Below are 25,086 nucleotides of genomic sequence, written 5' to 3' on the forward strand. Positions count from 1 at the left end.
TCGTACGCCGAGATCACTGAGCCGTCCCTCGAAGCGGCGCTGACGGCGTTGCCGAGGAGGGCTCTGTCGCCAACCTCACCTCGTCGATCATCGGCAACGTCTTCGGGTTCAAGGCGCTGAAGGCGCTGCGGCTGGAGGACATGCGGATCCCGCCGCACTACGTCAAGACCTTCCAGGGGCCCGCACACGGCATCGTGATGGAGCGGGAGTACCTCGCCAAGTTCGGGCGACCGCTGCTCGGCGCCACCGTCAAGCCAAAGCTCGGCCTCTCGGCGCGCAACTACGGCCGGGTCGTCTACGAGGCGCTCAGGGGCGGCCTCGACTTCACCAAGGACGACGAGAACATCAACTCGCAGCCGTTTATGCGGTGGCGCGACCGGTTCCTCTACTGCATGGAGGGCGTCGGCAGGGCGCAGGCGGCCACCGGCGAGATCAAGGGTCACTACCTGAACGTCACCGCCGCGACCATGGAGGACATGTACGAGCGGGCCGAGTTCGCCCGGGAACTGGGCAGCCTGATCGTCATGATCGACCTCACCGTCGGCTACACGGCGATCCAGTCCATGGCCGGATGGGCCCGGCGCAACGGCGTGCTGCTGCACCTGCACCGCGCCGGGCACTCCACCTACACCCGGCAGAAGAGCCATGGGGTGAGCTTCCGGGTCATCGCCAAGTGGATGCGGCTCGCCGGCGTCGACCACATCCACGCCGGCACCGTGGTGGGCAAGCTCGAAGGCGATCCGAACTCGGTGGCGGGCTTCTACGACACCCTCAGGCTCGACCGGATCGCGGCGGATCCGGTCAAGGGCCTCTACTTCGACCAGGAGTGGGCGTCCATGCCGGGCGCGATGCCCGTGGCCTCCGGCGGCATCCACGCCGGGCAGATGCACCAGCTCATGCACTACCTCGGCGAGGACGTGATCCTGCAGTTCGGCGGCGGCACCATCGGGCACCCCATGGGCATCGCGGCCGGCGCCACCGCCAACCGGGTCGCCCTCGAGGCGATGGTCAAGGCGCGCAACGAGGGACGCGACCTGCTCGCCGAGGGGGCCGGTGTCCTGCGCGCGGCGGCCAGGCACAGCCGCGAGCTGGACGTCGCCCTCGCGACCTGGGGCGACGTCACCTTCACGTACGAGTCGACCGACACACCGGACGTGGTCGCCACCCCGACCCCCGCGCTCTAGACCGAGCCGGCCCAGAGCCGACCCGAGCTCGGCCGACCCCGAGGCGACCGATCGATCCAGGAGGCCACCATGCGCATCACCCAGGGCACCTTCTCCTACCTTCCGGACCTGACCGACGAGGAGATCAGTGCGCAGATCGCGTACGCACTCGGCAACGGCTGGCCGTGCGCGGTGGAGTTCACGGCCGACCCGCACCCCCGTAACTCCTACTGGGACATGTGGGGGCTGCCCATGTTCGACCTGATCGATCCGGCGGGGGTGCTGCACGAGGTGCAGGAGTGCCGCCGTGCGCACCCCGATCGCTATGTGCGGCTGACCGCCTATGACGCCCGCTACGGCAGGCAGACCACGGCGCTGTCGTTCATCGTGGGCCGGCCGCCGCAGGAGCCGGGCTTCCGGCTGGACCGCGAGGAGACCAGCGACCGGCAGGTGCGCGTCCGGATCCATCCGTACGCCCTGGACCGCCCCGAGGACACCCGCTACGACGCGCCGTGACGCAGCGGCGTACGGGCCGGTACGCCCGCGTGAACGCGAACAACTGCATGATCACGGCAGTGGAGGGGAGGCGGCATGGGGGAGCGGGTCGATCTGGGGCGTGAGCGGGCCGCGTCACGGGCCGATGAGGTGCTCGACGCACTCGACACCGATCTCGTGGGCCTGACGCCGGTCAAGACCAGGATCCGCGAGATCGCCGCACTGCTGCTGGTGGAGCGGGCCCGGGCGCGGTTCGGGATCGGCTCCTCCCGGCCGAACCTGCACATGTGCTTCACCGGCGCTCCCGGAACCGGCAAGACGACGGTGGCGCTGCGGCTGGCCGAGCTGCTGCACCGGCTGGGCCACCTCCGTCGAGGCCACCTGGTGGCGGTCACCCGAGACGATCTCGTGGGCCAGTACGTCGGGCACACGGCGCCCAAGACCAAGGACGTCCTGAAACGCGCCATGGGCGGAGTGCTGTTCATCGACGAGGCCTACTACCTCTACCGGGCCGAGAACGAGCGGGACTACGGTCAGGAGGCCATCGAGATCCTGCTGCAGGTGATGGAGAGTCACCGCGACGACCTCGTGGTGGTGCTGGCGGGCTACCAGGAGCGGATGGACGCGTTCTTCACCTCCAATCCCGGGATGAGCTCCCGCGTCGCCCACCACATCGACTTCCCCGACTACACCGGCGGCGAACTCGAGGCGATCGGCCGGCTCATGCTGGAGAACGCCGGCTATCGCCTGGCCGAGGAGGCCGTGCCGGTGTTCCGCGAGTACCTCGACCGGCGCCGGGAGCAACCCCGTTTCGCCAACGCCCGGTCCGTTCGCAACGCGATCGAACGGGCCCGGCTGCGGCACGCCGGCCGGCTGATGGCCGATGGAGGCGAGGTGGGTCCCGAGGAGCTGACCGTTCTGTACCCCGAGGACTTCCTCGCCAGCCGCGTGTTCAGCGGCCGCTGACCCCCTCGCCGGCCGGGTCGGGCCGCCGCCGGTCGGCGAGGGCCGCCCGGAGCCGCTCGGCGGCGTCCTCGGGGCGCACGTCGTTGATGAACGCGCCCATGGCGGCCTCGGACCCGGCGAGGTACTTCAGCTTGTCCGGCGCTCGCCTGCTGCTGAACAGTTGGAGGTGCAGGTAGGCGAGGTCTCGTCCCGTGCGCACCGGCGCCTGGTGCCAGGCCGAGATGTACGGCATCGGCAGGTCGAAGAGACCGTCGAGCGCGGTCAGGACGTCGACGTAGAGGGTGCCGAACGCGTCGCGCTCCGCCGCGTCGAGCGCCGGGATGTCCGGCACCTTCCGGTGCGGGTAGACGTGCACCTCGAACGGCCAGCGCGCCGCCTCGGGGACGAACGCCGTCCACAGGTCGTTGGCGGCGACCACCCTCACCCCGGCCTCGCGCTCGGCGGCGAGGACGTCGGTGAACAGGTCCCGGCCGGTGCGGTCGCGGTGCTGGCGGGCCGACTGCAGCATCCGCCGCGTCCGCGGCGTCACGAACGGGTAGGCGTAGATCTGGCCGTGCGGGTGCGCGAGCGTCACGCCGATCTCCTCGCCCCGGTTCTCGAAGCAGAAGACCTGCTCCACATGGGGCAGCGCGGACAGCTCCGCCGTGCGGTCGGCCCAGGCCTCCACGACCGTACGGACCTGAGACTGCGGCAGCGAGGCGAACGACGCGCCGTGGTCGGCGGAGAAGCACACCACCTCGCACCGGCCGTGGCCGGGGTTGGTGACGCCCTCGACCCGGTGGCTGTAGGAGGGGAAGCGGTTCTCGAAGACCGCGACCTCGTAGTCGGGCGAGGGGATCTCGGTCGTCCGGTCGGCGGTCGACGGGCACAGCGGGCACTGGTCGCTCGGCGGCAGGAACGTCCGCTCCTGCCGGTGGGCGGCGACGGCGACCCATTCGTCGAGCAGCGGGTCGTGGCGCAGCTCCGACGCCGGCGGCGGCGCCGGCAGCGTGCGCGGGTCGGGGGTGCTCCGGTCGGCGGTCTCGTCGTGGTCGAAGTACACCAGTTCCCGGCCGTCGGCGAGGCGAACGGCGGTCCGCTTCATGTCTGCTCCGCGGGCATTGAGACGACGGCCAGCTCGCCGACCTGTTCCGACAACGCGGCCTGCGCCGCGTCGTCCAGGCCGGCGTCGACGATCAGCATGTCGGCGTCGTCGAGCCGGGCGATCGTACTGATGCCGATCACGCCCCACTTGGTGTGGTCGGCAAGGACGATCAGGCGGCGGGCCGCGGTGACCATGGCCCGGTCGGTCTCGGCCTCCATCAGGTTCGGCGTGGTGAACCCGGCGTGCGTGCTCACGCCGTGCACGCCGAGCAGCAGCAGGTCGACGTTCAGGGAGCGCAGGGCGTTGACGGCGACCGGCCCGACGAGCGCGTCGGACGGGGTGCGTACGCCGCCGGTCAGCACGACGGTCTGGTCGGCGCGGCCGGCGCGGTGGAAGGTGTCGGCGACCTGGATGGAGTTGGTCACCACGGTGAGCCCGGGCACGTCGGTCAGATGATGGGCCAGCGTCCAGGTGGTGGTGCCCGCCGAGAGCGCGACGGCGCTGTGCGGCCGCACCAGTTCGGCGGCACGCCGGGCGATCGCCTCCTTCTCCCTGCGCTGCCGTACGGACTTCGCCGCGAAACCGGGCTCCTCGGTGGAGCCCGGACCGACCGGTGTCGCCCCACCGTGCACCTTGGTGGCCAGCCCGCGGCCGGCCAGCACTTCGAGATCGCGGCGGATGGTCATGTCGGATACGCCGAGCTCGCGGACCAGGTCGGCGACCCGGACCCCGCCGTGCTCGCGGATCATGGCCAGGATCGTCTGCTGGCGTTGCGGGGCAAGCATGGCCTCGTCTCCAGGGGTCTTCACCCTCGTGGCGGCGGTGCCCACGGGGTCGAGCGGGGTGACGCCCAATCTAGTCAGATGTCAACACATCCCAACATTCCTCTCGATGCGACCTGCTGCACCTGGCCGCCATGCCTTGCGATCCACCGTGCCATACCACCGTTAACTCGTGACAAACCAACAGTTATCGACTCGGCCTCTGTTGGAACATGTTCGGACCCGAAAGGGTGCCTCGGCGGCCTGCTGGCGGCGGTCATCGCGCTCGGCGCGCTCGAGAACGGGTTCAACGTGCTCGGCGTCAACACGTTCTGGCAGAACGTCGCCCGGGTCCGCTGCCCGTCATCGCCGTCGTCATCGCCGTCGTCATCTGGCGGTGCCGCAGTGGCGAACGGGCGGTCGCCCTGTCCACGTAACCTTGGGACGCCGCGCGGGGACGGCGTCCAGGTTGTGCCGACCTCGTAGTGTGGTCGTTGCGACATGCGCCCGGTTCACGGGATGTACTACGAACTGTCGGGTGTTCATCTCAGTGGGCGTACGTTGGCGACAAGGGGAAGAGGTAGGGGAGACGGTGCGCGATCTTTACGAGCTGGAGTCGGATCTGCCGGAGCTGACCAGGCCGGTGCTGCTGCACAGCCTCGACGGTTTCATGGACGCGGGGTCGGTCGGACAGCTTGTGCGCGACCACATCCTGGAGACGCTCGAGCATCGGGTGATCGCAAGGTTCGATGTGGACGAACTCATCGACTACCGTGCGCGGCGCCCGGTCATGACCTACGACGAGGACCACTGGGCCGACTACGAGGCGCCTGAGCTGGTGGTGCACCTCGTACAGGATGAGGCGGGCAGCCCGTTCCTGCTGTTCACCGGGCCCGAGCCGGACCGGCTGTGGGAGGGGTTCACGGACTCCGTGCGCTCGCTCATCGAGCGTCTCGACGTCGGCCTCACCGTGGGTCTGCACGGCGTCCCGATGGGGGTGCCGCACACCCGCCCGGTCGGGCTGACCGCGCACAGCACCAGGCCCGAGCTCGTCACGAAGTCGTCCTGGTTCGGCACCGTCAAGGTGCCTGGCAGCGCCGCCGCCCTGCTCGAACTGCGGCTCGGCGAGGCCGGGCACGACGCGCTGGGCTTCGCCGTGCACGTCCCGCACTACCTGGCGCAGTCCGACTATCCGGCGGCGGCGGTGGTCGGGCTCGAAGCGATCATGACCGCGACCGGACTGGTGATCCCCTCCGACCAGCTCCGCGAGGCGGCGACCCGCGCCGACGCCGAGATCGCCGAGCAGGTCGCCGGGTCCGACGAGGTCGAGAAGGTCGTGCAGGCGCTCGAGCGGCAGTACGACGCGTTCGCCGGGGCGGCCGACCGCGAGAGCCTGCTCGCCCAGCAGCAGGAGATGCCGACCGCCGAGGAGCTCGGCGCCGAGTTCGAGCGCTTCCTCGCCGAGCAGGACGGCTCCGACCCACAGCAGCCGTAGCCGACCGGGCGGGCGTTCTGACGGTTTCGCGAAGCGTGGACGGACCGGATACGCTTTCCCGGTCATCGGGGCGGGCATGGTCCCGATGCGGGCGCATAGCTCAGTGGTTAGAGCACTGGTCTTACAAACCAGGAGTCGCTGGTTCGAATCCAGCTGTGCCCACCCTCCCGACCAGGTTGATCATCCTGTGACCTGTGGAAACGCGGTGTCCGCTCACACTTGGCCGTCTCCGCGAGAAGCGGGTCCTGCGGCCGGAGTACCACGTGGCTCGGCCGACCGTCGTCGCAGACCTCAGGTCTATTCGAGAAGAGCGCGGAGGTCGGATACCAAGATCACGAGATCGCCGGCCTGTTCGGCCTCCTCGACCACCATCTGGATCCGGTCGAGCTTCGCTCGGCTGGCGTGGATCTCGTCGAGCAGTTTCAGCTGGAGCTCCGCGGTCTCCAAGACCTGCTTCTCGACTTCGACGACCCGGCGGTTGGCGCGCGCGACCGATTCGCGGGCGTCTGCTCTGAGCTTCGAGAACTCCACTCGGATCTCCGCCAAGATCGCTCTTGTCGCCTCCAGCCCGTCGTGGCCGCTTTCCGGAGTCACCGGTCGTCCCCCGGCCCGGTCAGGAACCTCTGGACGATGCCGCATTCCGCAGCCTGCAAGTCGTTGATCACGCGTCACCCTCTGCTTCCGTGCCCTCGTCGCCGACGTGGTCCGGCGTGGTCGTGGAGTACCGCGGCCTCATCACCTCGAAGCGGTAGACCGGCGGCTAGTCCAATGGATGGTCGTAGCGGATGAACCCATGGAAGCGCGCCACATCGTCGTACAGGGCTCGGGCGCGCGTGTTGTCCTCCTTGGTGGTCCAGTACAGGCGGGAGGCGCCCCGCTCCCGCGACGTCTCGGCCACTCGCTCGATCAGCGCCCGGGCCGCGCCCTGTCCACGTGCCGCCTCGTCGACGAACAGGTCCTGGAGGTAGCAGGCGTCAGCCGACCAGAAGGTGGCGTGGAACAGGTAGTGCGCGATGCCGACCAGCCTGCCGTCCAGGCGCGCGCCGATGCCGTGCAGGTCCGCGTCGCTCAGCAGCCGTCGCCAGGTCTCGTCGTACCGATCGCCCGGCACGGTGGTGCGGTAGAACGTCTTGTAGCCGCGTGCGAGCACTTCCCAGGCGGCGCGGTCCCCGGACCGCAACGGGCCGATATCGATCACGGTCGCCCATCCTCGCACCGCGCGGGGGAATGTCGCACGGGACACGGACAGACCATGCTGATCGGGGAGACAATCCCAGCCATGCGCCATGTTTCGGGGCCAAGGCTTGGTCGGGTGATCGCGGCAGCGGTCTTCATGTCCGGATCCGCATCGGCCGGATGCGCCGAGCGGCAGAGCGACCACGCCGTGATCGTTGTCGATGCCCCCGTTGCATTGGCGGACCGACCGGTGCACATGAGGATCGAAGGGCTCGTACCCGATGACGAGGTGATCGTGAGCGCCACGGCGCCCGATCATCAGCGCAGGCAATGGCGTGGCCAGGCCACCTTCCGCGCCGACAGCCGCGGGACGGTCGTACTCGACGAGGCCCGTCCGATTTCCGGCACCTACGCGGGTGCGGACGGCATGGGACTGTTCTGGTCGATGAACCCGCCCACCGGCGATCCCGAACAGGCCATCTTCGGACCGCGTTTCCCGGAGTTGGAGTCCTCCTATCCAGTGCAGATCACCGTGGCCGCGCACGGCCGTCTGCTGGCCCGGCAGACCCTGACCCGCCGATGGCTCGCTGACGGCGTGACCCACAAGACGTTCACCGTTTCCGCGGACGAGATCTCTGGAGAGCTGTTCCTGCCTCCGGCCGGAACCGGCCGACGCCCCGCGGTCCTGCTGCTCGGCGGCTCCGAAGGCGGCAACAGTTTCAAATATGAGGCCGCTCTGCTCGCCTCGCACGGCTACCCGTCGCTCAGCCTGGCCTACTTCGGTGAAAAGGGTCTGCCCGCCACCTTGCAGAACATCCCCCTGGACTACTTCGCCCGCGCGGCCAGGCTGCTGGCCCGCCAGCCCGGTGTCGACCCCGCGCGGCTGGTGGCCGCCGGTGTCTCGCGCGGAACCGAGGCGGCCCTGCTGCTCGGCCAGAACCATCCCGATCTGGTCCACGGCATCGTCGTCTACGCGCCGTCGTCCATTGTCATTGCGGGCTTTCCGAACCGTGGAGTCGCCTGGACGGCCAACGGCCGCGCCATCGAGCAGGGCTCCATTCCGCTCGACCGCGTCGACGGCCCGGTCCTTGCGATCGCGGGAACAGAGGACGCGCTGTGGACCGCGGCGAACTCGGCCAGAGTGATCACGGCCAAGCTCGACGCACTCCACAAGGGCGTCTCGCATCAGGCTCTGATCTATCAAGGAGCAGGGCACAAGGTCGCCACCTTTCCCTACCTGGCGGCGGGCACCCGACCTCGTCATCCGGCCACCGGCGCTGCTATCAACCTGGGCGGCACCCGCGCCGCGAACGCCGCGGCCCAGCAGCAGGGCTGGCCGAAGGTACTGGCCTTCCTCGCCGACATGGAACGCTGACCGCCGGCCGTTGGGCCGATGAGCGCTCGCGAGCGCTGTGGTTCCCGTTACACAAGGTGTATCCGCACCGTGACGGGTAAAGGGGCGGATAGAGAGAGCACCTGACCTCGTGGGAGACCTAACATGGCGGAATTTCTCAGTGACATCAGCACCATCCGCGAGCGCGCTCGAGCGGAGATCGACAAGGGTCCGGTGACCGACGCGTACGGTGCCGATCTCGAGCGGGTGATCCAGGTCTGCAACGAGGCGCTCGCGACGGAACTGGTCTGCGTGCTGCGGTACAAGCGGCACTACTACACGGCGACGGGCATTCACGCGGAACCGGTGGCCAAGGAGTTCCTGGAGCACGCGGCCGACGAGCAGGACCATGCGGACCGCCTCGCCGAGCGCATCGCGCAGCTCGGCGGCGAGCCGGACTTCAGCCCGCAGGGCCTGGCCACCCGGTCGCACACCGAGTACGACGCGAGCCTCGACCTCGTTGAGATGATCAAGGAGGATCTCGTGGCGGAGCGGATCGCAATCGCCTCCTACACCGAGATCGCCCAGTGGCTCGGCGACGGCGACCCGACCACGCGCAGGCTGTTCGAGTCTCTGCTGGCCAACGAGGAAGAGCACGCCGACGATCTGAGGGGTCTGCTGGAGCGGCTGCCGAACGAACTCAAGAAGGCCGGTTCGTAAGCGGTTTCGTGAGCGGGGGACCATGAGACGCGAAATCATCCTGGGCGCCATGGCCGGGGCGGTCGGCATCGTGGCACTCGACGCGGTGAGCTATCTGGACATGGCCGTACGGGGGCGGCCCGCGAGCGAGTTACCTAGCCGGCTCGTGGACCGGGTCGCGGAGGCGGCCGGGTTCGACGTACCGAAGGACGACCCGAGCTGGCGTAACCGGGCGAGCGCGATCGGAGCGCTGCTCGGTTACGCCGTCGGCGTGGGCACGGGGGCGGTCTACGGCGCGGTCCGAGCCCGCTGGGCCGGACCGCCGCGGCCGGTCGCCGCCGTGGCGGTGGGCGCCGTGGCGGTGGGCGCGGCGGCGATGGCGCTGAGCGACGTTCCGCTCGTGCTGTCCGGCCTCACCGATCCGCGGACATGGGGTCTTTCCGGATGGACGTCCGACATCGTCCCGCACCTGGCCTATGGCCTGGCCGCAGTGCTGGCCTTCGACGCCGTGCGCGGGTTCGGCCCGCCCGGGCGCCGGCCGAAGGGGCGGTGAGGCCGGATCGGGTTCCGCCGACCGGCAGGGTCGGCCCGCGCCCGCCGGGGTTCGGCCGGCCGCCCTCACGACCGCGCAGGCTCACCGGCGCCATCCGGTGATCGCGATGACCACGAGGGTGGTGGCGAGGGGCAGGGCGGGAGCGACCGCGCGGGCCCAGATGAGCAGTACGGTCTCGAGGATCGCTCCGACGACGGCCGCAATGATCACCGCCAGCCGCCGCCGCATCGCGAACGGCTCTCCCGTGGTGGCCAGTTCGGTCGCCAGCGTGGTGAGCGTGCCGGTGAGATAGGTCGTGGACGTCCCGCTCGTCGCGATGGCGATGACGGCCCTGCTCTGGACGCCCATGGCCGCCGCGGTGAGCCCGACGAGCGCCAGCCTGGCCGGTGGGCCGGGGTGTCCGCCGCTCGCGGACCACCAGACCAGCACCACCGCCTGCGCCGCCGACAAAGCGGCCATCAGGTGAACGACCCGGCGCGGCCATGGGCGGGACGGGCCGGCCCGGATGTCGCGGAGCCACGAGGCCGCGGCGTACACCCCTGCGACGAACGCCGCGATGGAGGCGATGGCGGGGAGGGCGTCGGCGAACCGCGCATGGCCGAGTGAGACGCCGAGCAGGATCAGGTTGCCGGTCATCATGCCGGTGAACACGGTTCCGAGCGAGGTCAGGCTCAACGCGTCGGACGCGCCGGAACCCAGGGCGAGCAGCGTGAGCGAGGTGGTGAGCGCTCTGCCTCCCGGCGTACGAGCCGCGCGGGCGGGCCGCCTCACCGGGCCGGGCGTTGGGTCTGGAACAGCGTGAACATCCACCCGAGCGAGGGGACGAGCAGCAGAAGACCCACGATCACCGTCGCCAGCGTCGCGCGCAGCACGCCGGGTTCGGCGGCCGTACTAGACACCGTGCCGTCGGGGGGCAGCAGCACCGGGTACTGCGCCACGGCCCAGCCCCACAGGAGGGCCGCGACGGCCAGCCCCGCGGTCAACCGTACGAGGACGTACCTGCGCTCGATCAGCAGAACGACCGAGGCGAGCCCGGCGAGCGCGGAGAGCGCGGCGACGGGGAGCGCGCGGCCGGTGAGCCCGGCGTACAGCCGGGGCGCGTCGGCGTGCAGCACGGCGATGCCGCCGAGCACGACGAGCCCGGTGACCACGGCCGTCACGATGGCGCGTCGGCGGAAGGCCTCGGCCAGTTCCACGCTGCCCTGGCGGCGCGCGTCGGCGGTGAGATAGACGGCGGCGAGATAGGCCGTGGTGCCGATGGCGAGCAGTCCCGCCAGGATCGAGGTCGGGTTCCACCAGCTCGTGACGACATTGCCTTTGGCGATGCCGAGCGGGACGCGCCCGGACGCGACGCCGCCGGCGACGGTGCCGAGGAAGAACGGCGTGAGGATCGACGACAGCGCGAACGCGCCGCCGAACAGCCTCAGTTGCCACAGCTCGGTGCTGGCCTTGCGGAACGCGAACGCGGCCCCGCGCGCGATGATGCCGAACGCGGCGAGCGTGAGCGGGATGTAGAGCGTCGAGGCGACCGAGGCGAAGACCGGCGGGAAGCAGGTCCAGAACAACACGAGGACGAAGATGAGCCACACATGGTTGGCCTCCCACACGGGCCCGATCGCATGCTCGATCAGTCCGCGCTGGGTCAGGCCCCGCCGCGATCCGCCGGCGAGGGCGTCCCAGAAACCGCCGCCGAAGTCGGCGCCGCCGAGCAGCGCGTACAGGGTGATGCCGAGCCACGCCAGGACGAGCAGCCACTGTGCCGCGCTCATGGCGGGTGCTTCTCCGGCGTGTACTGGTCGGTCCAGCTCTCCTGCGGCGCGGTGACCGGCTGGGTGCGCAACCGGTTCAGCACGTACGCGGTCGCGGCCGTGAGCACCGTGTAGACGGCGAGCACCGCGACCAGGCCGACCCACAGGCCCGGCGCCGGGTTCACCGCCTCGGCGGTGCGCTGGTGCTGCCAGACGACCCAGGGCTGGCGGCCGACCTCGGTGGTGACCCAGCCGGCCTCCAGCGCGACGATCGCGGCCGCCCCGGAGATCGCGGTCAGCCGGAGGAACCATGGGGATCGGGGTGGCTCGCGGTGGCGCCACCAGGCCAGGACGAACCACGCGCTGAGGGCGAGCAGTCCGAATCCGATCGCCACCATGAGCTGGAAGCCCAGGTGCACGGGGTTCACCGGCGGCCGGTCGGCCGGAGGCACGACGTCGAGCCCGCGGATCACCGTGCTCGGCCGGTAGCCGACGAGCAGCGACAGACCGTTCGGGATGCGGATCGCATGGCGCAGTTCGCCGTCGACGAAGATTCCGCCGATCGACAGCGGGACGTGCGATCCGGTGCGCGTGAGGCCCTCGATCGCCGCCAGCTTTGGCGGCTGCGCGGTCGCGAGGTGCCTGGCCAGTGCGTCGCCCACGACGATCTGGACCGGAGTGATGATCGCGGCGGAGATGAACGGCACCAGGAGGCCGAGCCGGTGGTAGCGGTCCCGCCGGCCGCGCAGCATGCCGACGGCGTACACCCCGGCGATGCAGAAGCCCGTCACCATGAACGCGGCGAGGATCATGTGGATCACCTGCAGGGGCATCGCCGGATTGAACATCGCCGCCCACGGCCGTACGTTCGTGACCCGGCCGCCCACCAGGTCGAAGCCGCGCGGCGTGTTCATCCACGCGTTGGCCGACACCACGAAGAACGCCGACGCCACTCCGGCGACGCAGACCGGCAGCCCGGCCAGCACATGCGCCCGTGGCGACAGCCGGTCCCAGGCGTACAGGTAGATGCCCACGAAGATCGCCTCAATGAAGAACGCGAACCCCTCCAGGGCGAACGGCAGCCCGAACACCTGCCCGTACGTCGCCATCAGCGCCGGCCAGAGCAGACCCATTTCGAACGACAGGACCGTCCCCGACACCGCGCCGACGGCGAACAGCACGCCCATCACCTTCGCCCAGCGGTGGGCCAGCCGCCGGTAGGCGTCGTCGCCGGTCCGGTTGCCGCGCCATTCCGCGAAGACGGTCAGCGCCGGCATGCCCACCCCGAAGCAGGCGACGATGATGTGCCACCCGAGCGAGACGGCCATCTGCACGCGCGCCGCCATCAGGTCGGCGGGGGTCGCCGAGGCGGCGAACAGATCTGGCACGCGGGCTCCTCCCCGCCGTGTCGTCGGGCCCGACACGCGACATGGCGCCGGTGGTGTGGTGCAGGCAATGCGCGACTCCGCAAGTGTCGGCGAGGAGCGGGCAATGGATCACCCCGCACGCGGTCACGATGTGCACAAGCCCCAGCCGAGCGGCGACGGTCCGGACGTCGGACAGCCGACTGCCGGCACTGGAGGGGGCGTTACACCATGCGATCAGTGCTGGGGTCGGGCCGATCCGTTGTCGGCTGTCGGTCGGGCTGTCTGGATACGGCGGTTGCCGGCTGTGTCCGGTGTGGGGGTCAGTGGTCAGATGGTCAGATCTGTGTCACCTTCGAGTGTACGTTCGAGTTTTGTCGGTGGTGTTGCTTAGTGTCAGGGGTGTGGGACAGACCGCGGCCGAGGCCGCCGAGGCCGTGACCGGGTGGGGTGGTGCCTCCGCGGCCGAGTTGGTGGAGGCCTTGTCGGTGTGTGTGTCCGAGCTCGCCGCGCGCCGGGCCCCGGAGTCGGTGGTGGCGTGCATGGAGCTGGCTGAGCGTCTGGGCCGGGTCATTGATGTGGGTGAGGCGGCGCTGGCCGCTTTGGTGCGGCGGGTGGACTGCGCTGGTGAGGTGCGGGGGTCGGGGTATTCGTGTACGTCGGCGTGGTTGCGGGATCGGCTGGGGATGCGCACCGGCCGCGCCCGGGAACGCCTTACGCTCGCGCGTCGGTTGTCGCGTCTTGAGCGGACGGGCGAGCGGCTGCGCACTGGGGATTTGTCGTATGGGTATGCCGCCACCCTCACCGACGCGCTGGCCCGCCTGGATGAGGCCGACGTCAAGGCCGGTGAGCAGATCCTGTCGGAGTTGGCCGATGACGGTGCGTGCGCGGATCGGGTCGCTAGGGCGGGGGTGCGGATCGGTGAGGTGGTCGCTGAACGCGACGGCCGCGAACCCACCCCGGCCGATGCGCGCCGCGGGTTCAAACGCTCCTGGATCAGCCGGTCGGCGTCGTTGGACGGCGGCACCTGGGTGAAGGGCCGGCTGTCCGCGGAACACGCCGCGGTGTGGAACCAGACCCTGGCCCCGCTGACCAAACCGACCGGTGCCGCAGATGACCGCGACCACGCCCACCGCACCGCCGGCGCCCTGCACAGCATCCTGTCCCAGGGGCACCAGCGCACCACCGCCACGGTCATCATCGACCTCGACACCCTCAACGGCGGCACCCGCCCCGCACACCTGCCCGGCGGCGGGCAGATCCCGGCTGAACGCGCCCGGCAGATCGCTTTGACGGCCGGGGTGTCAGCGCTCATCCTCGGCTCGGGCGGGCACCCGCTCTACCTCGGTCGCACCGCCCGCTTCGCCACCCGCCATCAGCGGCGGGTGCTGGAGGCGCTGTACGACACCTGCGCGGTACAGGGGTGTGAGTACCACAAGGCCCATAAATTCCAGACTCGGGCCCGCCCCGGGCACCCGCATTGCCAACCGCCCACGCACCCGGCCCGATCGGCCGATTCGGCGTGCCTCACCCCTCGCTTCGTCACAAGCGAGGGGCGGCGAACGGGCTTATCGGCGGCCGACGCCGCCGAGGAACCAGTACCGCTCGACGTCCTCGGGTACGTCGGCCGGTGTGTCCGGACGCCAGAGCGGGCCCTGCACCAGACCGGGCTCGACAAGTTCGAAGCCGTCGAAGAAACCGAGGATCTCCTCGCGTGAGCGGGCCTGCGCGTTGGCCTGGGTCACGGCGCGCCGGTACACCTTGGACACGGCTTCGGTGGTCTCGGCGTGGTTCTGGTGGGTGCCGTGCGAGAGGACCAGATGGCTGCCGGGCGCCAGCCCGTCGCGCAGCCGCGCCACGATGCTCGCCGGCCGGTCCTCGTCCGCGATGAAATGCAGCACCGCCACGAGCAGGAGCCCGACCGGCCGGCTGAAGTCGATCATGCGCTGGACGGTGGAATGTTCCAAGATCTCGTGGGCGTCACGCAGGTCGGCCTGCACCACGGTGGCGTTCTGGTTGCCCGCGAGGATGGCGGTGCTGTGCGCGACCGCGACCGGGTCGTGGTCCACGTAGACGACCCTGGCCGCCGGATCCACTCCTTGGACGATCTCGTGCACGTTGCCCTGTGTGGGGATGCCCGAGCCGATGTCGATGAACTGCCGGACGCCTGCCTCGGCGGCCAGAAAGCGCGTCGCCCGGGCGAGGAAGGCCCGATTGGCGCGGGTGATCAGGCGGGCTCGGGGTTCGATCGCCTCCAGGGTTCGCGCCACGTCGCGGTCGGTGGAGAAGTTGTGCGTGCCGCCGAGAAAGTAGTCGTAGATGCGCGCCACGCTGGCCTTGGTCGGATCGACCCCCGATGACCAATCGGCACCGTCAGCCTCCACCAACTGATCCTCCCTCGATGTCGTGCCCTTTTCCAGCATTCTGGCTGCTTCGGGCGGTATGGGTGCGTACGAGCATCAGCGTCACGTCGTCCTCGCTCGGTTCGGGGACGAGTTCGCCGAGGATCGCGTCGCATGCGGCCTCGAGATCACGTTCGCCGTCCGACAGCACGGAGCGCAGGACGGCCGTGCCGGTGTCGAGGTCGCGCCGGCGCGACTCGACGAGCCCGTCGGTGTAGAGCAGGAGCGTCGCGCCGTCGGGAACGCTCACCCGCGTCGTGGCATAGCGCGTGTCGCCGAGCCCGAGCGGCAGCCCCGGTGGCCCGTCGAGCACCTCGCAGTCACCACCGGGCCCGGCCAGGATGGGCGGCGGATGGCCCGCGCGGCTGAAGGCGCACGTCCGGTCGGCGGCGTCGTAGACGGCGTAGACGCAGGTGGCGAACTGCGCGGGACCGAGGCTCGGGGAGACCCGGTCGAGCCAGGTGAGCACCTCGTCGGGGGCCAGATCCAGAGCGGCGAGCGTACGGGCGGCCGCGCGCAACTGGACCATGGTGGCCGCGGCCGCTGTGCCGTGCCCCATCGCGTCGCCGATGACGAGTGCCACCCGGCCCCCGCTGAGGGGGATCACGTCGTACCAGTCGCCGCCGACGAGCGCGGTGCGGCCGGCCGGCCGGTACCGGTGGGCCATCTCCAGGCCCGGCACGACATCGGTGGTCTTCGGCAGCAGCCCCGCCTGCAGGGCCCGCGCGGCGGCGCGTTCGCGCCCGTACCGGCGGGCGTTGTCGACGCAGACGGCCGCGCGCGCCGACAGCTCCTCGGCCAGCCCGATGTCGTCGGCCGAGAACGGCGCGGACTTCGACCCGCGGGCGAACACGGCGAACCCGAGCACCGCGCCGCGCGCCGTCAGCGGTACGAGCACGTAGTCGGCGAACTCGAGAAGCTGCTCCCGCACCTCGGGATCGTCGGTGACGAGCTCGAGGCGCGCGGCCTCGCGTTGCCCGAGGATGCTGAACTGCTGCGGCCGGCCCGTGGCCAAACACACGGCGTACGGGCTGTCCGGGGTGAACACGATCACCTCTCCGGCGGGGAAGGCCGCCTCGAGGTCGATGCCGGACGCTGCGACCGCGAGCCTGCGGACCTCGATCGTCGTGGCGTCGGCGGGCCTCGGGGTCACGTCCTCGGCGATCAGGTGTTCCAGCACGTACACGCCCGCGGCGTCGGCGAACCAGCCGAGGGACAAATCGAGCAGTTCGCGGGCCACCTGCCTCGGGTCGAGGGCGCCGGCCAGCCGGAGACCCGCCTCGCTCAGCAGCCTGAGACGCGCCACGTCGTGCGGGTGCGGTCCCAAGCGCGACGGGCCGACGAGATGATCGAGATGGTCGGCACCGAGACCGGGCTCCACCGCTCACACTCCTGCCGGGACGCGTCGAGGTGGACGATGGCAGATGACGTTCAAGCTAGCGAACTATAGGCGTAAATGCCGCTATGCACGCCCCAACAGTGCAATCGACGCATGAGTCATGGCATTCAGTCATGACCGGAGGACGCGTGGTGATGATGGGGCCCATCAGGGCCGGGCGGCCGCCGAGCCCTGCGCGTCCGCAGCGAGCATGGCGCAGAGCCGGGGGACCGCGTCGCCGATCGGCTCGCGGATGATCTCGGTTGCCAGGTCGTCGTACGGCGTCGGGTCCCGGTTGACGATGACCAGCCTGGCTCCGCTCTCGACGGCGACCCGGCACAGGCCGGCGGCGGGCTCCACCATCAGCGAGCTGCCGATGCTGAGGAACAGCTGTGACGCCCGGGCGATCGCGGCCGCATGGGCCAGGACGGCCTGGTCGAGAAGCTGTCCGAACATGATGATCGACGGCTGCAGGATGCCTCCGCAGTCGTGGCACGCCGGATCCGCCTCGCCCGCCTCGACCCGCGCGAGGGCGTCGTCGGTCGACGTCTTGGCCCCGCAGCGCAGGCAGATCACGGTGGCCATGCCGCCGTGCAGTTCCAGGACCTTGCGTGGCGTGGAACCTGCCTTCTGGTGGAGCCCGTCGACGTTCTGGGTGAGGATCCGCAGCGCCGACCCCGTCGCCTCGAGCTCCGCCAGGGCGCGGTGCGCGGCGTTGGGGCGCGCGTCGGGCCGGTAGAGGCCACCGCGCGTCTGCCAGAAGCGGCGGCGGACCTCCCCGTCGCTCACGTAGCGCTGGTGGGTGAACAACTCCTCCATGCCAGGGTCGCGGGTCCACACGCCTTCGGGACCCCGGTAGTCCGGGATGCCCGAGTCGGTGGAGATGCCCGCCCCGGTCAGCGCCGCGATGCGGGAGACGCCCTGTGCCCAGTGCGGAACCCTCTCGTCCATGCGCCCGACCGTAGGGCCTCACCCCCTGGTCCGGCGATCGGTTTTCCTCGGGCCGTCCGACCTGGGCCGGGGGGCTGATACGTGGACCGCTAGCGTGGTGCGTCCATCGCGACGACTCGCGACGACTCGCGACGACCGGAGGTTATGCGGGTGAGGCTGCCGCTCATCGGGACGGGCGTCGACGTCCATCCCTTCGCCGAAGGCGCGCCGATGCGGCTCGCCGGCCTGGACTGGCCGGACGAGGAGAAGGGGACCGCGGGGGAGCCCGACGGCGACGTCGTGGTACACGCGGCCTGCAACGCCCTGCTGTGCGCGGCCGGTCTCGGCGACCTCGGTGCGCATTTCGACACCTCGACGGCCGAGTGGTCTGATGCCGCCCCGACCGAACTGCTCGTCCGTACGGCGGCACTGGTGCGGGCCGCCGGCTTCGCCATCGGCAACGTCTCGGTGCAGCTCGTCGGCGAGCGCCCGAAGCTCGGGTCGCGCCGCGAGGAGGCGCAGAAGGTCCTCGGCGAGGCGCTCGGCGCGCCCGTCCACCTGGCGGCGGCGACCAGCGAGGGGCTCGGGCTCACCGGCCGTGGCGAGGGGCTGGCCGCCATCGCGAACGCGCTCGTCGCCGAGCGCGACCTGCCCGAGGCGCGGGACGGCGGCCGGTAGGCCCCGGCCCCGGTTCGCCACCCGGCCGCCGGGTGCGGCGTCTAGGTTGATCGCCATGACCTGGCAGGCGGACGACGCGGGCGGCCTTGCGGACCCGGGCCCCGCGCGGAGCGGGGATGGCGAGGGCGGCACGGACGCCGCGCGGTTGCGGGCGGCATTCGGCGAGCTGTCGCGGCGCGGCATCGGTGCCGACTGGGATCTCGGGCCCACGATGTGCTGCGGGTCGTGCGGGCACGCCGAAGCCGAGCGAGGCCCCCAGGGGTATGTGTTCACGCACCGGCAGACCTATGGCCCGGCGTTCTGGGGCGGCCCGCGGCAGCCGCTGCCGGCGCTGCTCGAAGAGGAGGTGGCGCAGGCGCGGACCTGGCTCGGGGACTACGTCTCCGGTGGTCCTGGGGATCCGGCCGAAGAGCTCTTCGGCGAATGGCTGCGGCGGGGCGACAACGAGCGCAGGCTGAACGGCGCGTACGGCTACGAGCGGGAGCATCGCTGGCACACCCTCGTGGCTCCGCTCCTCCTGTACTGGCGGGCGGAGTCAGGCCCGGGCGAGCTGGTGGAGGTGCTCCGCGCGCACGGTCTCGACGTCGTGCCGCCGGCCGACGACCGGACGGCCGTCCAGATCCTTCCCTCCGGCCGGCCCCGGCCGCCGGCTCGTCCCTGGCCCGGGGACGCTCGCGCCCGGACGCTGGCCCGTGACCGTGAGGACGCCGTGTCGCCGGTGTTGCGAGGCCTTTGCGACGACTGGCCGCCGCACTCCGAGCCCCTTCCGGAGCAGAGCCTGTACGGAACGGCAGAGCCCGCGGAGGACGAGCGGCGAGCATGGCGGCTGCTGGACTGGCTGGCCCGCCGGGCCCTCCCCGCCTGCCTGCGTACGCTCGTGGAAGCGCTGCCGGACGATGACGACGACGCCGACGACGACGCCGACGCCGACGCCTACGAGGATGCCGACGACGCGGTGACCGGTACGGCGGCCGAGGCGTGGGAGAGCCTTTCCGAACTCACCCACGAGTCGATGCTCGATTCGCTCGATCGCCCCGGTCTGCCGCCCTCCATCCGCCTGCTCACGGCGATCTTTCTCGACTCGCCCGACGACGAGACGGTGGAGGAGTGCCGCCGGCACTCCGGGCTCGCCGCCGCGTGGCAGGCCATCGAACACGCCCCCGGCATGTCCTACCGGGCGAAGTCGTTCGCAGGCGGCCTGGACCACCATGCCGCGGAAGCCCTCGCCCATGTCCCGGCCGATGCGCGTGACGAGGCCGCAGGCAAACTGGCCCGCGAACTGGCCACGCTCGCGCGGCTGCTCGTCCGGCCGGGCGAGGCGGTCGGGCCATGACGACTTTCGCGATCAGTCGGTGGGGACGCCGAAAACCTTGCCCGGGTTGAAGATGCCGGCCGGGTCGAGCGCGTTCTTGACCGCCTGGTGCATGGCGACGACGGTGGGCCCGAGCTCGGAGTGCAGGCCGCGCCGCTTGAGCAGCCCGACGCCGTGCTCGCCTGTGACCGTGCCCCCGAGGGCGAGGGCGTCGTCGATGATCTGGTCGAAGGCGCGCTCCACCCGTACCCGCGTCGCGGGGTCGTCCGGTGTGATGATCAATGGGTGCAGGTTGCCGTCGCCGGCGTGCGCGATGTTGGCGATGTGCACGTCGTGCTCGCGGGCCGCCCGTTCGATCCGGGCCAGCATCTCCGGTACGAGCCCGCGCGGTACGCACACGTCCTCGGTCACCACCGGGCCGAGCCGTTCCAGAGCGGGGTAGGCCAGCCGGCGCGCGGCGAACAGCGCCTCGGCCTCGGCGTCGTCAGTGGACCGGGTGCTCCAGGTGGCCCCTGCGCGCTCGAAACAGCGCAGCATGGTGTCGGCCTCGGCCTCGCCGGCCTCCCCTGGCGCGTCCGTACGGCCGAGCAGCAGCACCTCGCCCTCGGCGGCCAGCCCCATCCGCTTCCACTCGTCCACTGCGAGCAGGCAGTAGCGGTCGACCAGTTCGAGGGCGCTCGGCACCACCCCGGCCTCCGTGACCGCGCTGACGGCCCGCCCCGCGTCGGTCAGTGAGTCGAAGTAGCCGACGATGGTGCGCTCGGACGGGCGGCTGCCGCGCAGCCGCAGGGTGACCTCGGTGACGACGCCGAGCGTGCCCTCGGAGCCGACCATGAGCCCGCACAGGTCGTAGCCCACCACTCCCTTGGCCGTCCGCCGGCCGAGCCGCACGACCTCGCCGCGGCCCACCACCGCCTCCAGGCCCAGCACGTAGTCACGGGTGACGCCGTACTTCACGCAGCACAGGCCGCCGGCGTTGGTCGCCACGTTGCCGCCGATGGTCGACCACGGCGCGCTGGCCGGATCGGGCGGGTACCACAGGCCGTGCTCGGCGCAGGCCCGCCGCAGGTCGTCGTTGACCACTCCGGCCTGCACCACCGCGAGCCGCTCGCTCTGATCGATCGTCGTGATCGCGTCCATCCCCTCGAGGGAGAGGATGACGCAGCCGTCGAGGGCATTGGCGCCTCCGGACAGGCCGGTGCCCGCGCCGCGCGGCACGATGGGCACGCCGTGCTCCGCGCAGAACGCGACCGTCGCCCGCACCTGCTCGGTGTCCCTCGGGCGCACGACCGCGAGTGGCTTCCCGTACGGCGCCAGCGCCGCCTGATCATGGGCGTAACCGGCCACCACCTCGGGGTCGGTCACCACCCGACCGGGCGCTAGCCGCTTCTCCAGCGCCGTGACCAGTTCATGCGACATCAACGGCCGACCCCTCTCGTCGTTCACCGGCGGGCTCGCCGACTGCGGTCCGGCCGGAGCCGGCCGGCGATGTCGGCGATGTCCGTGATGTCGGCGGGACCGATGCGGCAGCACCCGCCGATCAACCGTGCCCCGGCCGCCACCCACTCGGAGACCCGCATCGGATCGAACCCGGACGGGCCGGTCCAGGCGCGGGCCGCCGCGTCCCAGCCTTCGCCGCTGTTGGGATAGGCGATCACGGGCTTGCCGGTGATCTCACGCGCGGTCCGTACGGCGTCGGTCACGTCGGCGGGAGCGCTGCAGTTGACGCCCACCGCGATGACGGCGGCGGCCTCGCGAGCCACCGCGAACGCCTCGGTGAGCGGCTGCCCGGCGCGGGTCCGGTCCCCCTCGACGGCGTACGAGAGCCAGGCCGGCATGCCGAGCCCGTCGAGAGCCGCGAGCAGAGCCTCGGCCTCGTCGAGATCCGGCACCGTCTCCAGCGCCAGTACGTCCGCGCCGGCCTCCGCGAGGACCTCCATGCGGGGCCGGTGGAACCGGGTCAGCTCGGCCACCGAGAGCCCGTAGCGCCCGCGATACTCCGATCCGTCGGCGAGCATCGCCCCGTACGGGCCGACGGACGCGGCGACCCACATCTCCGGGCCGCCGGTCACGCCGATTTCAGTGGTGTCGGCGGTGTCGGCGATCTCGGCGATCCGGCGGTCGCGCGCGGTCGCGGCCAGCGCAACGCTGCGACGCAGCAGCAGGGCGGTGCCGGCCGCGTCGATGCCACGGGCGGCGAAGCCCTCGAAACTCGCCTGATAGGTCGCCGTCGTCGCGACCCGCGCGCCGGCTCGGAAGAACGACAGATGCGCCTCGATGATCGCCTCGGGCGCGTCCGCGAGCAGGCCCGCCGACCACAGGCCGTCGGACAGATCGTGGCCCTGCGCCTCGAGCCGTGTCGCGAGCCCCCCGTCCAGCACGACGACCCCTCGGGAGATCGCCTGGCCCAGTGGTGTGCGGCTCACCCGGCGATCCTATGCGCCGATCCTCAGTGACCGGCGCGGCGAAGCTCGCGCACATGGTGAGCGGGTGGTGCGAGGCGGGGCCGGCCAGGCGCGAGCCCGATTCCGTGCTCGGTCACCCCGGCGCATACGGTTGACGGACTCGGCGGCCGGCCCGCCTGGGAGGGGAGAGATCGTGTTCACTGGCTCAGAGGTCGAAGCGGCGGCCGCCCGCATCGCGGGCCATATCCGGAGGACGCCCGTCATGGCGGCCGGGCCCGGGCTCTTCATGAAACTCGAGCACGTCCAGCACACCGGGTCGTTCAAGGCCCGTGGAGCGTTCAACCGCATCCTCTCCGCCCGCGAGCACGGAGAGCTGCCCGAGAGCGGTGTGATCGCCGCGTCGGGCGGGAACGCCGGCGTCGCCGTCGCCCATGCCGCCGCCGCGCTCGGTGTCGTGGCCGAGGTCTTCGTGCCCGAGACCGCCCCAGAGGTGAAGGTACGCAAGCTCGCCGCGCTGGGCGCGCGCGTCCGGCAGGTGGGCCGGATCTACGGCGACGCCTACGAAGCCGCGATCAAGCGTGTCGCCGACACCGGCGCGCTGCTTTGTCACGCATACGACCAGCCCGAGATCTGCGCCGGGCAGGGCACCAGCGGCCTGGAGCTGCTCGCCCAGACCGGCGGGGTCGACACCGTCCTCATCGCCGTGGGCGGCGGCGGGCTGATGGCCGGGGTCGCCACCGCCGTCGAGGGGCGCGCGAAGGTGGTGGGGGTCGAGCCGGAGCGGATCCCCACGCTCCATCGCGCTCTCGAAGCGGGCGCACCGGTCGACGTCGAGGTCGGCGGGTTGTGTGCGGACTCGCTCGGAGCCACCCGTCTCGGCGACATCGCCTTCGAGGTGGCGGTGCGCACGGGGGTGGAGTCGCTGCTCGTCGCGGACGAGGACATCGCGGCGGCCCGGCGCGCGCTGTGGGACGAGCACAGGCTCGTCGTCGAGCACGGCACCGCGGCGGCGCTCGCCGCGCTGGCCACCGGCGCCTACCGTCCCGAGCCGGGGGAGCGCGTCGCCGTCATGCTGTGCGGCGCCAACACCGACCCCTCGGATCTCGCCGGCTGACCGTGACCCGGCCGTCGGCTCGCCGCCTCCGTCCAGCAGCGTGCCCAGTTGATCGCGACGTACGAGATCCCAGCGGAACGGCCGCAGCGGCATCGGCTCATCGGCGGACATGGCCGAAATGAATCAGCCGCCGTCGGCGCCGGGACACCGGATTTTCGGCCGCGTCGCCGGTCAGGCGACCTCGCGCAGCAGACCGGTGCCCACATCGAACACGAAGCCTCGGACGGCGTCGGTGTGCGGGATGAACGGGCTCGCCTTGATCCGCGCGACCGACTGGCGTACGTCCTCGTCGAGGTCGGTGAACGACTCGGCGGACCAGGCCGGCTTCACCCCGGTCTCGTCCTGGATCGCGCGCTTGAACGCGTCGTCGGTGAACGTCAGCATCCCGCAGTCGGTGTGGTGGATGAGGATGATCTCGCGGGTGCCGAGCAGCCGCTGGCTTATGGACAGCGACCGGACCTCGTCGTCGGTGATCACGCCGCCGGCGTTGCGGATGACGTGGGCCTCGCCGTCGGCCAGCCCGAGGATCCCGTAGACGTTGAGCCTGGCGTCCATGCAGGCGACGATCGCCACCTGCCTGGACGGGGGCAACGGCAGTGGGCCGGAGAAGTCCTTCGCGTAGCGGGCGTTGTTCTCGAGGTATTCGTCCGTCATCGACACGGGATCCTCCAGGGGCTGCTGGCCGCGTGATACCTGTCAACGGAATTACCTATCAAAACGATCAAAAGGATCGACTTTGATACTAAGCGGGCCGTCCGGTGCTGACAAGGACGGTGCGCTTCATTGCCCGCTCTGGGCCTTCGCCGTTATTGTCGCGGCATGCCTGGTTGACGTTAGACACTCCTGATCGCCCTCTGGCCACGGCCGCCGCCTTGTCCGGTTCGTACCTGAACGGTCGTCCGAACCAGACAAAGAGAGGCCATGGCCCATGGTCGAGATCAGAAGGATTCACGACGGCGAAGGCGACGAGGTCGCCGCGCTGTGGGACCGCATGTGCCGTGAGACCGAGGACGGCGGTCCGCTGACCGAACCCGCCCGGCGCGACATCGCCCGGATGCTCAGCATGGCGGCATGGCATCGGGACACGTTCTGCCTGGTGGCCCTCGGCGAGGCGCAGGTCATCGGTTTCGTGTGCGGCCGCATCGACCCGTGCGACGGGCTGCTGCCCTGCCTGATCGGGCAGATCGAGGAACTGTACGTCGTCCCCGAACATCGGGGGCGTGGGCTGCGCCGCGAGCTGGCCGAGGCCGCGCTGTTCCGGCTGCGGGAACACGGCCCGCAGATGATCCGCCATCTCATGGGCACGGACTCCCGTGAGGAGGATCGGCGGTTCTGGGCGGATCTGGGCTTCGAGGCCGACATGGTCTGCCTGACCCTGTACCGCCGGCGGGAGTCGTAGCACTCGCTGTCATGGGACCGGCCCCTTCCGGAGCTCCTCGCTCCGGAAGGGGCCGGTGAGCCTCACGGCCGCACTGGATGACACGGTCTCATTGGATGACGCGGTCTCACTCGATGACGAGGTCCACGGGGATGTTGCCGCGGGTGGCGTTGGAGTACGGGCATACCTGGTGGGCGGCGTCGAGCAGCTTGCGGCCGGTCTCGACGGGGACGCCGTCCGGCAGCTCGACGCGCAGGGTGACGGCCAGTGCGAATCCGCCGGCGTCGTTCTTGTGCAGACCGACCTCGGCGGTCACGGCGGCATCGCCCAGATCCACCTTCTCTCGGCCGGCCACGAGGGCCAGTGCGCTGGCGAAGCAAGCCGAATAGCCGGCTGCGAACAGCTGTTCGGGGTTGGTGCCCGGCCCGTCGCCGCCGAGCTCGGTGGGACGGTCCAGCTGGACGTCGAGCCTGCCGTCGGAGGAGACGGCGCGGCCGTCGCGCCCGGACGCGGTCGCGACTGCGGTGTACAGGGCGGTCATGAGGAGATCCTCTCTGCCAAGCTTCCAGACAGAACAGTCTGTCTAATATTCGCGATAATAGACAGACCTGTCTGGTAATGTCAAAACATGTCGGTAACCAGTGACCTGCCG

24 protein-coding genes, 1 tRNA gene and 2 pseudogenes are annotated in these 25,086 nt (G+C 70.9%); 13 read left to right on the top strand and 14 right to left on the bottom strand.

Features of this window, described 5'->3' with window-relative positions; all coding sequences use genetic code 11:
• Window positions 1–65 precede the first annotated feature (65 nt).
• The 3 genes and pseudogenes from HKK72_RS22510 to cbbX all read left to right on the top strand — a co-directional run.
• Window positions 66–1,184 (top strand): annotated as a pseudogene (locus HKK72_RS22510) (ribulose-bisphosphate carboxylase large subunit); the annotation flags it as partial.
• Window positions 1,185–1,253: 69 nt separating this feature from the next.
• On the top strand, window positions 1,254–1,679 hold the full coding sequence (locus HKK72_RS22515) for a ribulose bisphosphate carboxylase small subunit (RefSeq protein WP_187236394.1): 426 nt from the start codon (window positions 1,254–1,256) through the stop codon (window positions 1,677–1,679).
• A gap of 75 nt (window positions 1,680–1,754) precedes the next feature.
• Entirely contained in the window at window positions 1,755–2,624 is an 870-nt protein-coding gene (gene cbbX, locus HKK72_RS22520) for a CbbX protein (RefSeq protein ID WP_187236395.1), read from the top strand.
• On the opposite strand, the gene galT is transcribed toward cbbX, so the two are convergent.
• Both galT and HKK72_RS22530 read right to left on the bottom strand, forming a co-directional pair.
• Complete coding sequence (gene galT / locus HKK72_RS22525) at window positions 2,611–3,708, bottom strand: galactose-1-phosphate uridylyltransferase (protein WP_187236396.1); 1,098 nt, start codon at window positions 3,706–3,708, stop codon at window positions 2,611–2,613. The genes cbbX and galT overlap by 14 nt on opposite strands.
• The gene (locus HKK72_RS22530) at window positions 3,705–4,493 is read right to left on the bottom strand and encodes a DeoR/GlpR family DNA-binding transcription regulator (protein WP_187236415.1); all 789 of its coding nucleotides are present in this window, start codon (window positions 4,491–4,493) and stop codon (window positions 3,705–3,707) included. The genes galT and HKK72_RS22530 overlap by 4 nt, the downstream gene beginning before the upstream one ends.
• Before the next feature lie 568 nt (window positions 4,494–5,061).
• Between HKK72_RS22530 and HKK72_RS22535 the strand changes: the two genes are divergently transcribed.
• Together HKK72_RS22535 and HKK72_RS22540 are read left to right on the top strand one after the other, a co-directional pair.
• Window positions 5,062–5,964 (top strand): proteasome assembly chaperone family protein, encoded by a 903-nt coding sequence (locus HKK72_RS22535; protein ID WP_315987390.1) that lies wholly within the window; start codon window positions 5,062–5,064, stop codon window positions 5,962–5,964.
• A gap of 89 nt (window positions 5,965–6,053) precedes the next feature.
• Window positions 6,054–6,126 (top strand) — tRNA-Val (locus HKK72_RS22540).
• A 135-nt stretch (window positions 6,127–6,261) separates the two neighbouring features.
• Here the strand turns inward: HKK72_RS22540 and HKK72_RS22545 are convergent.
• Window positions 6,262–6,510, bottom strand: a complete 249-nt coding sequence (locus HKK72_RS22545) for a hypothetical protein (protein ID WP_222721012.1) — start codon at window positions 6,508–6,510, stop codon at window positions 6,262–6,264.
• 214 nt (window positions 6,511–6,724) lie between these two features.
• Window positions 6,725–7,207: a GNAT family N-acetyltransferase gene (locus HKK72_RS22550; protein WP_315987392.1), complete on the bottom strand. Its 483-nt coding sequence runs from the start codon at window positions 7,205–7,207 to the stop codon at window positions 6,725–6,727.
• A gap of 90 nt (window positions 7,208–7,297) precedes the next feature.
• On the opposite strand from HKK72_RS22550, the gene HKK72_RS22555 reads away from it, so the two are divergent.
• The 3 genes from HKK72_RS22555 (at window position 7,298) to HKK72_RS22565 (ending at window position 9,725) form a co-directional block, all read left to right on the top strand.
• Window positions 7,298–8,515 (top strand): acyl-CoA thioesterase/BAAT N-terminal domain-containing protein, encoded by a 1,218-nt coding sequence (locus tag HKK72_RS22555; protein WP_261987081.1) that lies wholly within the window; start codon window positions 7,298–7,300, stop codon window positions 8,513–8,515.
• Between the two features lie 123 nt (window positions 8,516–8,638).
• Window positions 8,639–9,193 carry a bacterioferritin gene (locus HKK72_RS22560; protein ID WP_187236400.1) on the top strand — a complete coding sequence of 185 codons (555 nt, stop codon included), beginning with the start codon at window positions 8,639–8,641 and terminating at the stop codon, window positions 9,191–9,193.
• 22 nt (window positions 9,194–9,215) lie between these two features.
• A complete protein-coding gene (locus HKK72_RS22565) occupies window positions 9,216–9,725 on the top strand; it encodes a hypothetical protein (protein WP_187236401.1) in 510 nt (169 codons plus the stop codon).
• An 81-nt stretch (window positions 9,726–9,806) separates the two neighbouring features.
• On the opposite strand, the gene HKK72_RS22570 is transcribed toward HKK72_RS22565, so the two are convergent.
• From HKK72_RS22570 to HKK72_RS22580, 3 genes are read right to left on the bottom strand one after another with little or no spacing between them, the layout of a single operon-like run.
• Window positions 9,807–10,496, bottom strand: coding sequence for a YoaK family protein (locus HKK72_RS22570; protein WP_187236402.1), 690 nt, complete (start codon window positions 10,494–10,496; stop codon window positions 9,807–9,809).
• Window positions 10,493–11,494 carry a cytochrome d ubiquinol oxidase subunit II gene (locus tag HKK72_RS22575; protein WP_187236403.1) on the bottom strand — a complete coding sequence of 334 codons (1,002 nt, stop codon included), beginning with the start codon at window positions 11,492–11,494 and terminating at the stop codon, window positions 10,493–10,495. The genes HKK72_RS22570 and HKK72_RS22575 overlap by 4 nt, the downstream gene beginning before the upstream one ends.
• Entirely contained in the window at window positions 11,491–12,861 is a 1,371-nt protein-coding gene (locus HKK72_RS22580; RefSeq protein WP_315987393.1) for a cytochrome ubiquinol oxidase subunit I, read from the bottom strand. The genes HKK72_RS22575 and HKK72_RS22580 overlap by 4 nt, the downstream gene beginning before the upstream one ends.
• Window positions 12,862–13,379: 518 nt before the next feature.
• Between HKK72_RS22580 and HKK72_RS41230 the strand changes: the two are divergent.
• Window positions 13,380–14,222: pseudogene (locus tag HKK72_RS41230) on the top strand (DUF222 domain-containing protein); the annotation flags it as partial.
• 183 nt (window positions 14,223–14,405) lie between these two features.
• Here the strand turns inward: HKK72_RS41230 and HKK72_RS22585 are convergent.
• The 3 genes from HKK72_RS22585 to HKK72_RS22595 form a co-directional block, all read right to left on the bottom strand.
• Window positions 14,406–15,221 carry an SAM-dependent methyltransferase gene (locus tag HKK72_RS22585; RefSeq protein WP_315987394.1) on the bottom strand — a complete coding sequence of 272 codons (816 nt, stop codon included), beginning with the start codon at window positions 15,219–15,221 and terminating at the stop codon, window positions 14,406–14,408.
• On the bottom strand, window positions 15,211–16,620 hold the full coding sequence (locus tag HKK72_RS42295; RefSeq protein WP_187236405.1) for a PP2C family protein-serine/threonine phosphatase: 1,410 nt from the start codon (window positions 16,618–16,620) through the stop codon (window positions 15,211–15,213). The genes HKK72_RS22585 and HKK72_RS42295 overlap by 11 nt, the downstream gene beginning before the upstream one ends.
• Window positions 16,621–16,785: 165 nt before the next feature.
• Complete coding sequence (locus HKK72_RS22595) at window positions 16,786–17,568, bottom strand: SIR2 family NAD-dependent protein deacylase (RefSeq protein WP_187236406.1); 783 nt, start codon at window positions 17,566–17,568, stop codon at window positions 16,786–16,788.
• 144 nt (window positions 17,569–17,712) lie between these two features.
• Here HKK72_RS22595 and ispF point away from each other — a divergent pair, with 144 nt between their 5' ends.
• Window positions 17,713–18,225 (top strand): 2-C-methyl-D-erythritol 2,4-cyclodiphosphate synthase, encoded by a 513-nt coding sequence (gene ispF, locus HKK72_RS22600; protein WP_187236407.1) that lies wholly within the window; start codon window positions 17,713–17,715, stop codon window positions 18,223–18,225.
• Window positions 18,226–18,280: 55 nt separating this feature from the next.
• Entirely contained in the window at window positions 18,281–19,558 is a 1,278-nt protein-coding gene (locus HKK72_RS22605) for a hypothetical protein (RefSeq protein WP_187236408.1), read from the top strand.
• Window positions 19,559–19,570: 12 nt separating this feature from the next.
• On the opposite strand, the gene HKK72_RS22610 is transcribed toward HKK72_RS22605, so the two are convergent.
• Together HKK72_RS22610 and mmuM are read right to left on the bottom strand one after the other, a co-directional pair.
• Window positions 19,571–20,956, bottom strand: a complete 1,386-nt coding sequence (locus HKK72_RS22610) for an FAD-binding oxidoreductase (RefSeq protein ID WP_187236409.1) — start codon at window positions 20,954–20,956, stop codon at window positions 19,571–19,573.
• A gap of 23 nt (window positions 20,957–20,979) precedes the next feature.
• The gene (gene mmuM, locus HKK72_RS22615) at window positions 20,980–21,963 is read right to left on the bottom strand and encodes a homocysteine S-methyltransferase (RefSeq protein ID WP_187236410.1); all 984 of its coding nucleotides are present in this window, start codon (window positions 21,961–21,963) and stop codon (window positions 20,980–20,982) included.
• Window positions 21,964–22,135: 172 nt separating this feature from the next.
• Here mmuM and HKK72_RS22620 point away from each other — a divergent pair, with 172 nt between their 5' ends.
• Complete coding sequence (locus HKK72_RS22620; RefSeq protein WP_187236411.1) at window positions 22,136–23,056, top strand: threonine/serine dehydratase; 921 nt, start codon at window positions 22,136–22,138, stop codon at window positions 23,054–23,056.
• Window positions 23,057–23,227: 171 nt separating this feature from the next.
• Here HKK72_RS22620 and HKK72_RS22625 read toward each other — a convergent pair whose 3' ends face one another.
• Window positions 23,228–23,710 (bottom strand): beta-class carbonic anhydrase, encoded by a 483-nt coding sequence (locus HKK72_RS22625; RefSeq protein WP_222721015.1) that lies wholly within the window; start codon window positions 23,708–23,710, stop codon window positions 23,228–23,230.
• A 274-nt stretch (window positions 23,711–23,984) separates the two neighbouring features.
• On the opposite strand from HKK72_RS22625, the gene HKK72_RS22630 reads away from it, so the two are divergent.
• A complete protein-coding gene (locus tag HKK72_RS22630; protein WP_187236413.1) occupies window positions 23,985–24,455 on the top strand; it encodes a GNAT family N-acetyltransferase in 471 nt (156 codons plus the stop codon).
• A 106-nt stretch (window positions 24,456–24,561) separates the two neighbouring features.
• Here HKK72_RS22630 and HKK72_RS22635 read toward each other — a convergent pair whose 3' ends face one another.
• Window positions 24,562–24,975 carry an organic hydroperoxide resistance protein gene (locus tag HKK72_RS22635; protein ID WP_187236414.1) on the bottom strand — a complete coding sequence of 138 codons (414 nt, stop codon included), beginning with the start codon at window positions 24,973–24,975 and terminating at the stop codon, window positions 24,562–24,564.
• Between the last annotated feature and the right edge of the window lie 111 nt (window positions 24,976–25,086).

Origin of the sequence: Actinomadura sp. HBU206391 (assembly GCF_014323665.1) — a bacterium.
Taxonomy (GTDB): domain Bacteria; phylum Actinomycetota; class Actinomycetes; order Streptosporangiales; family Streptosporangiaceae; genus Actinomadura_C.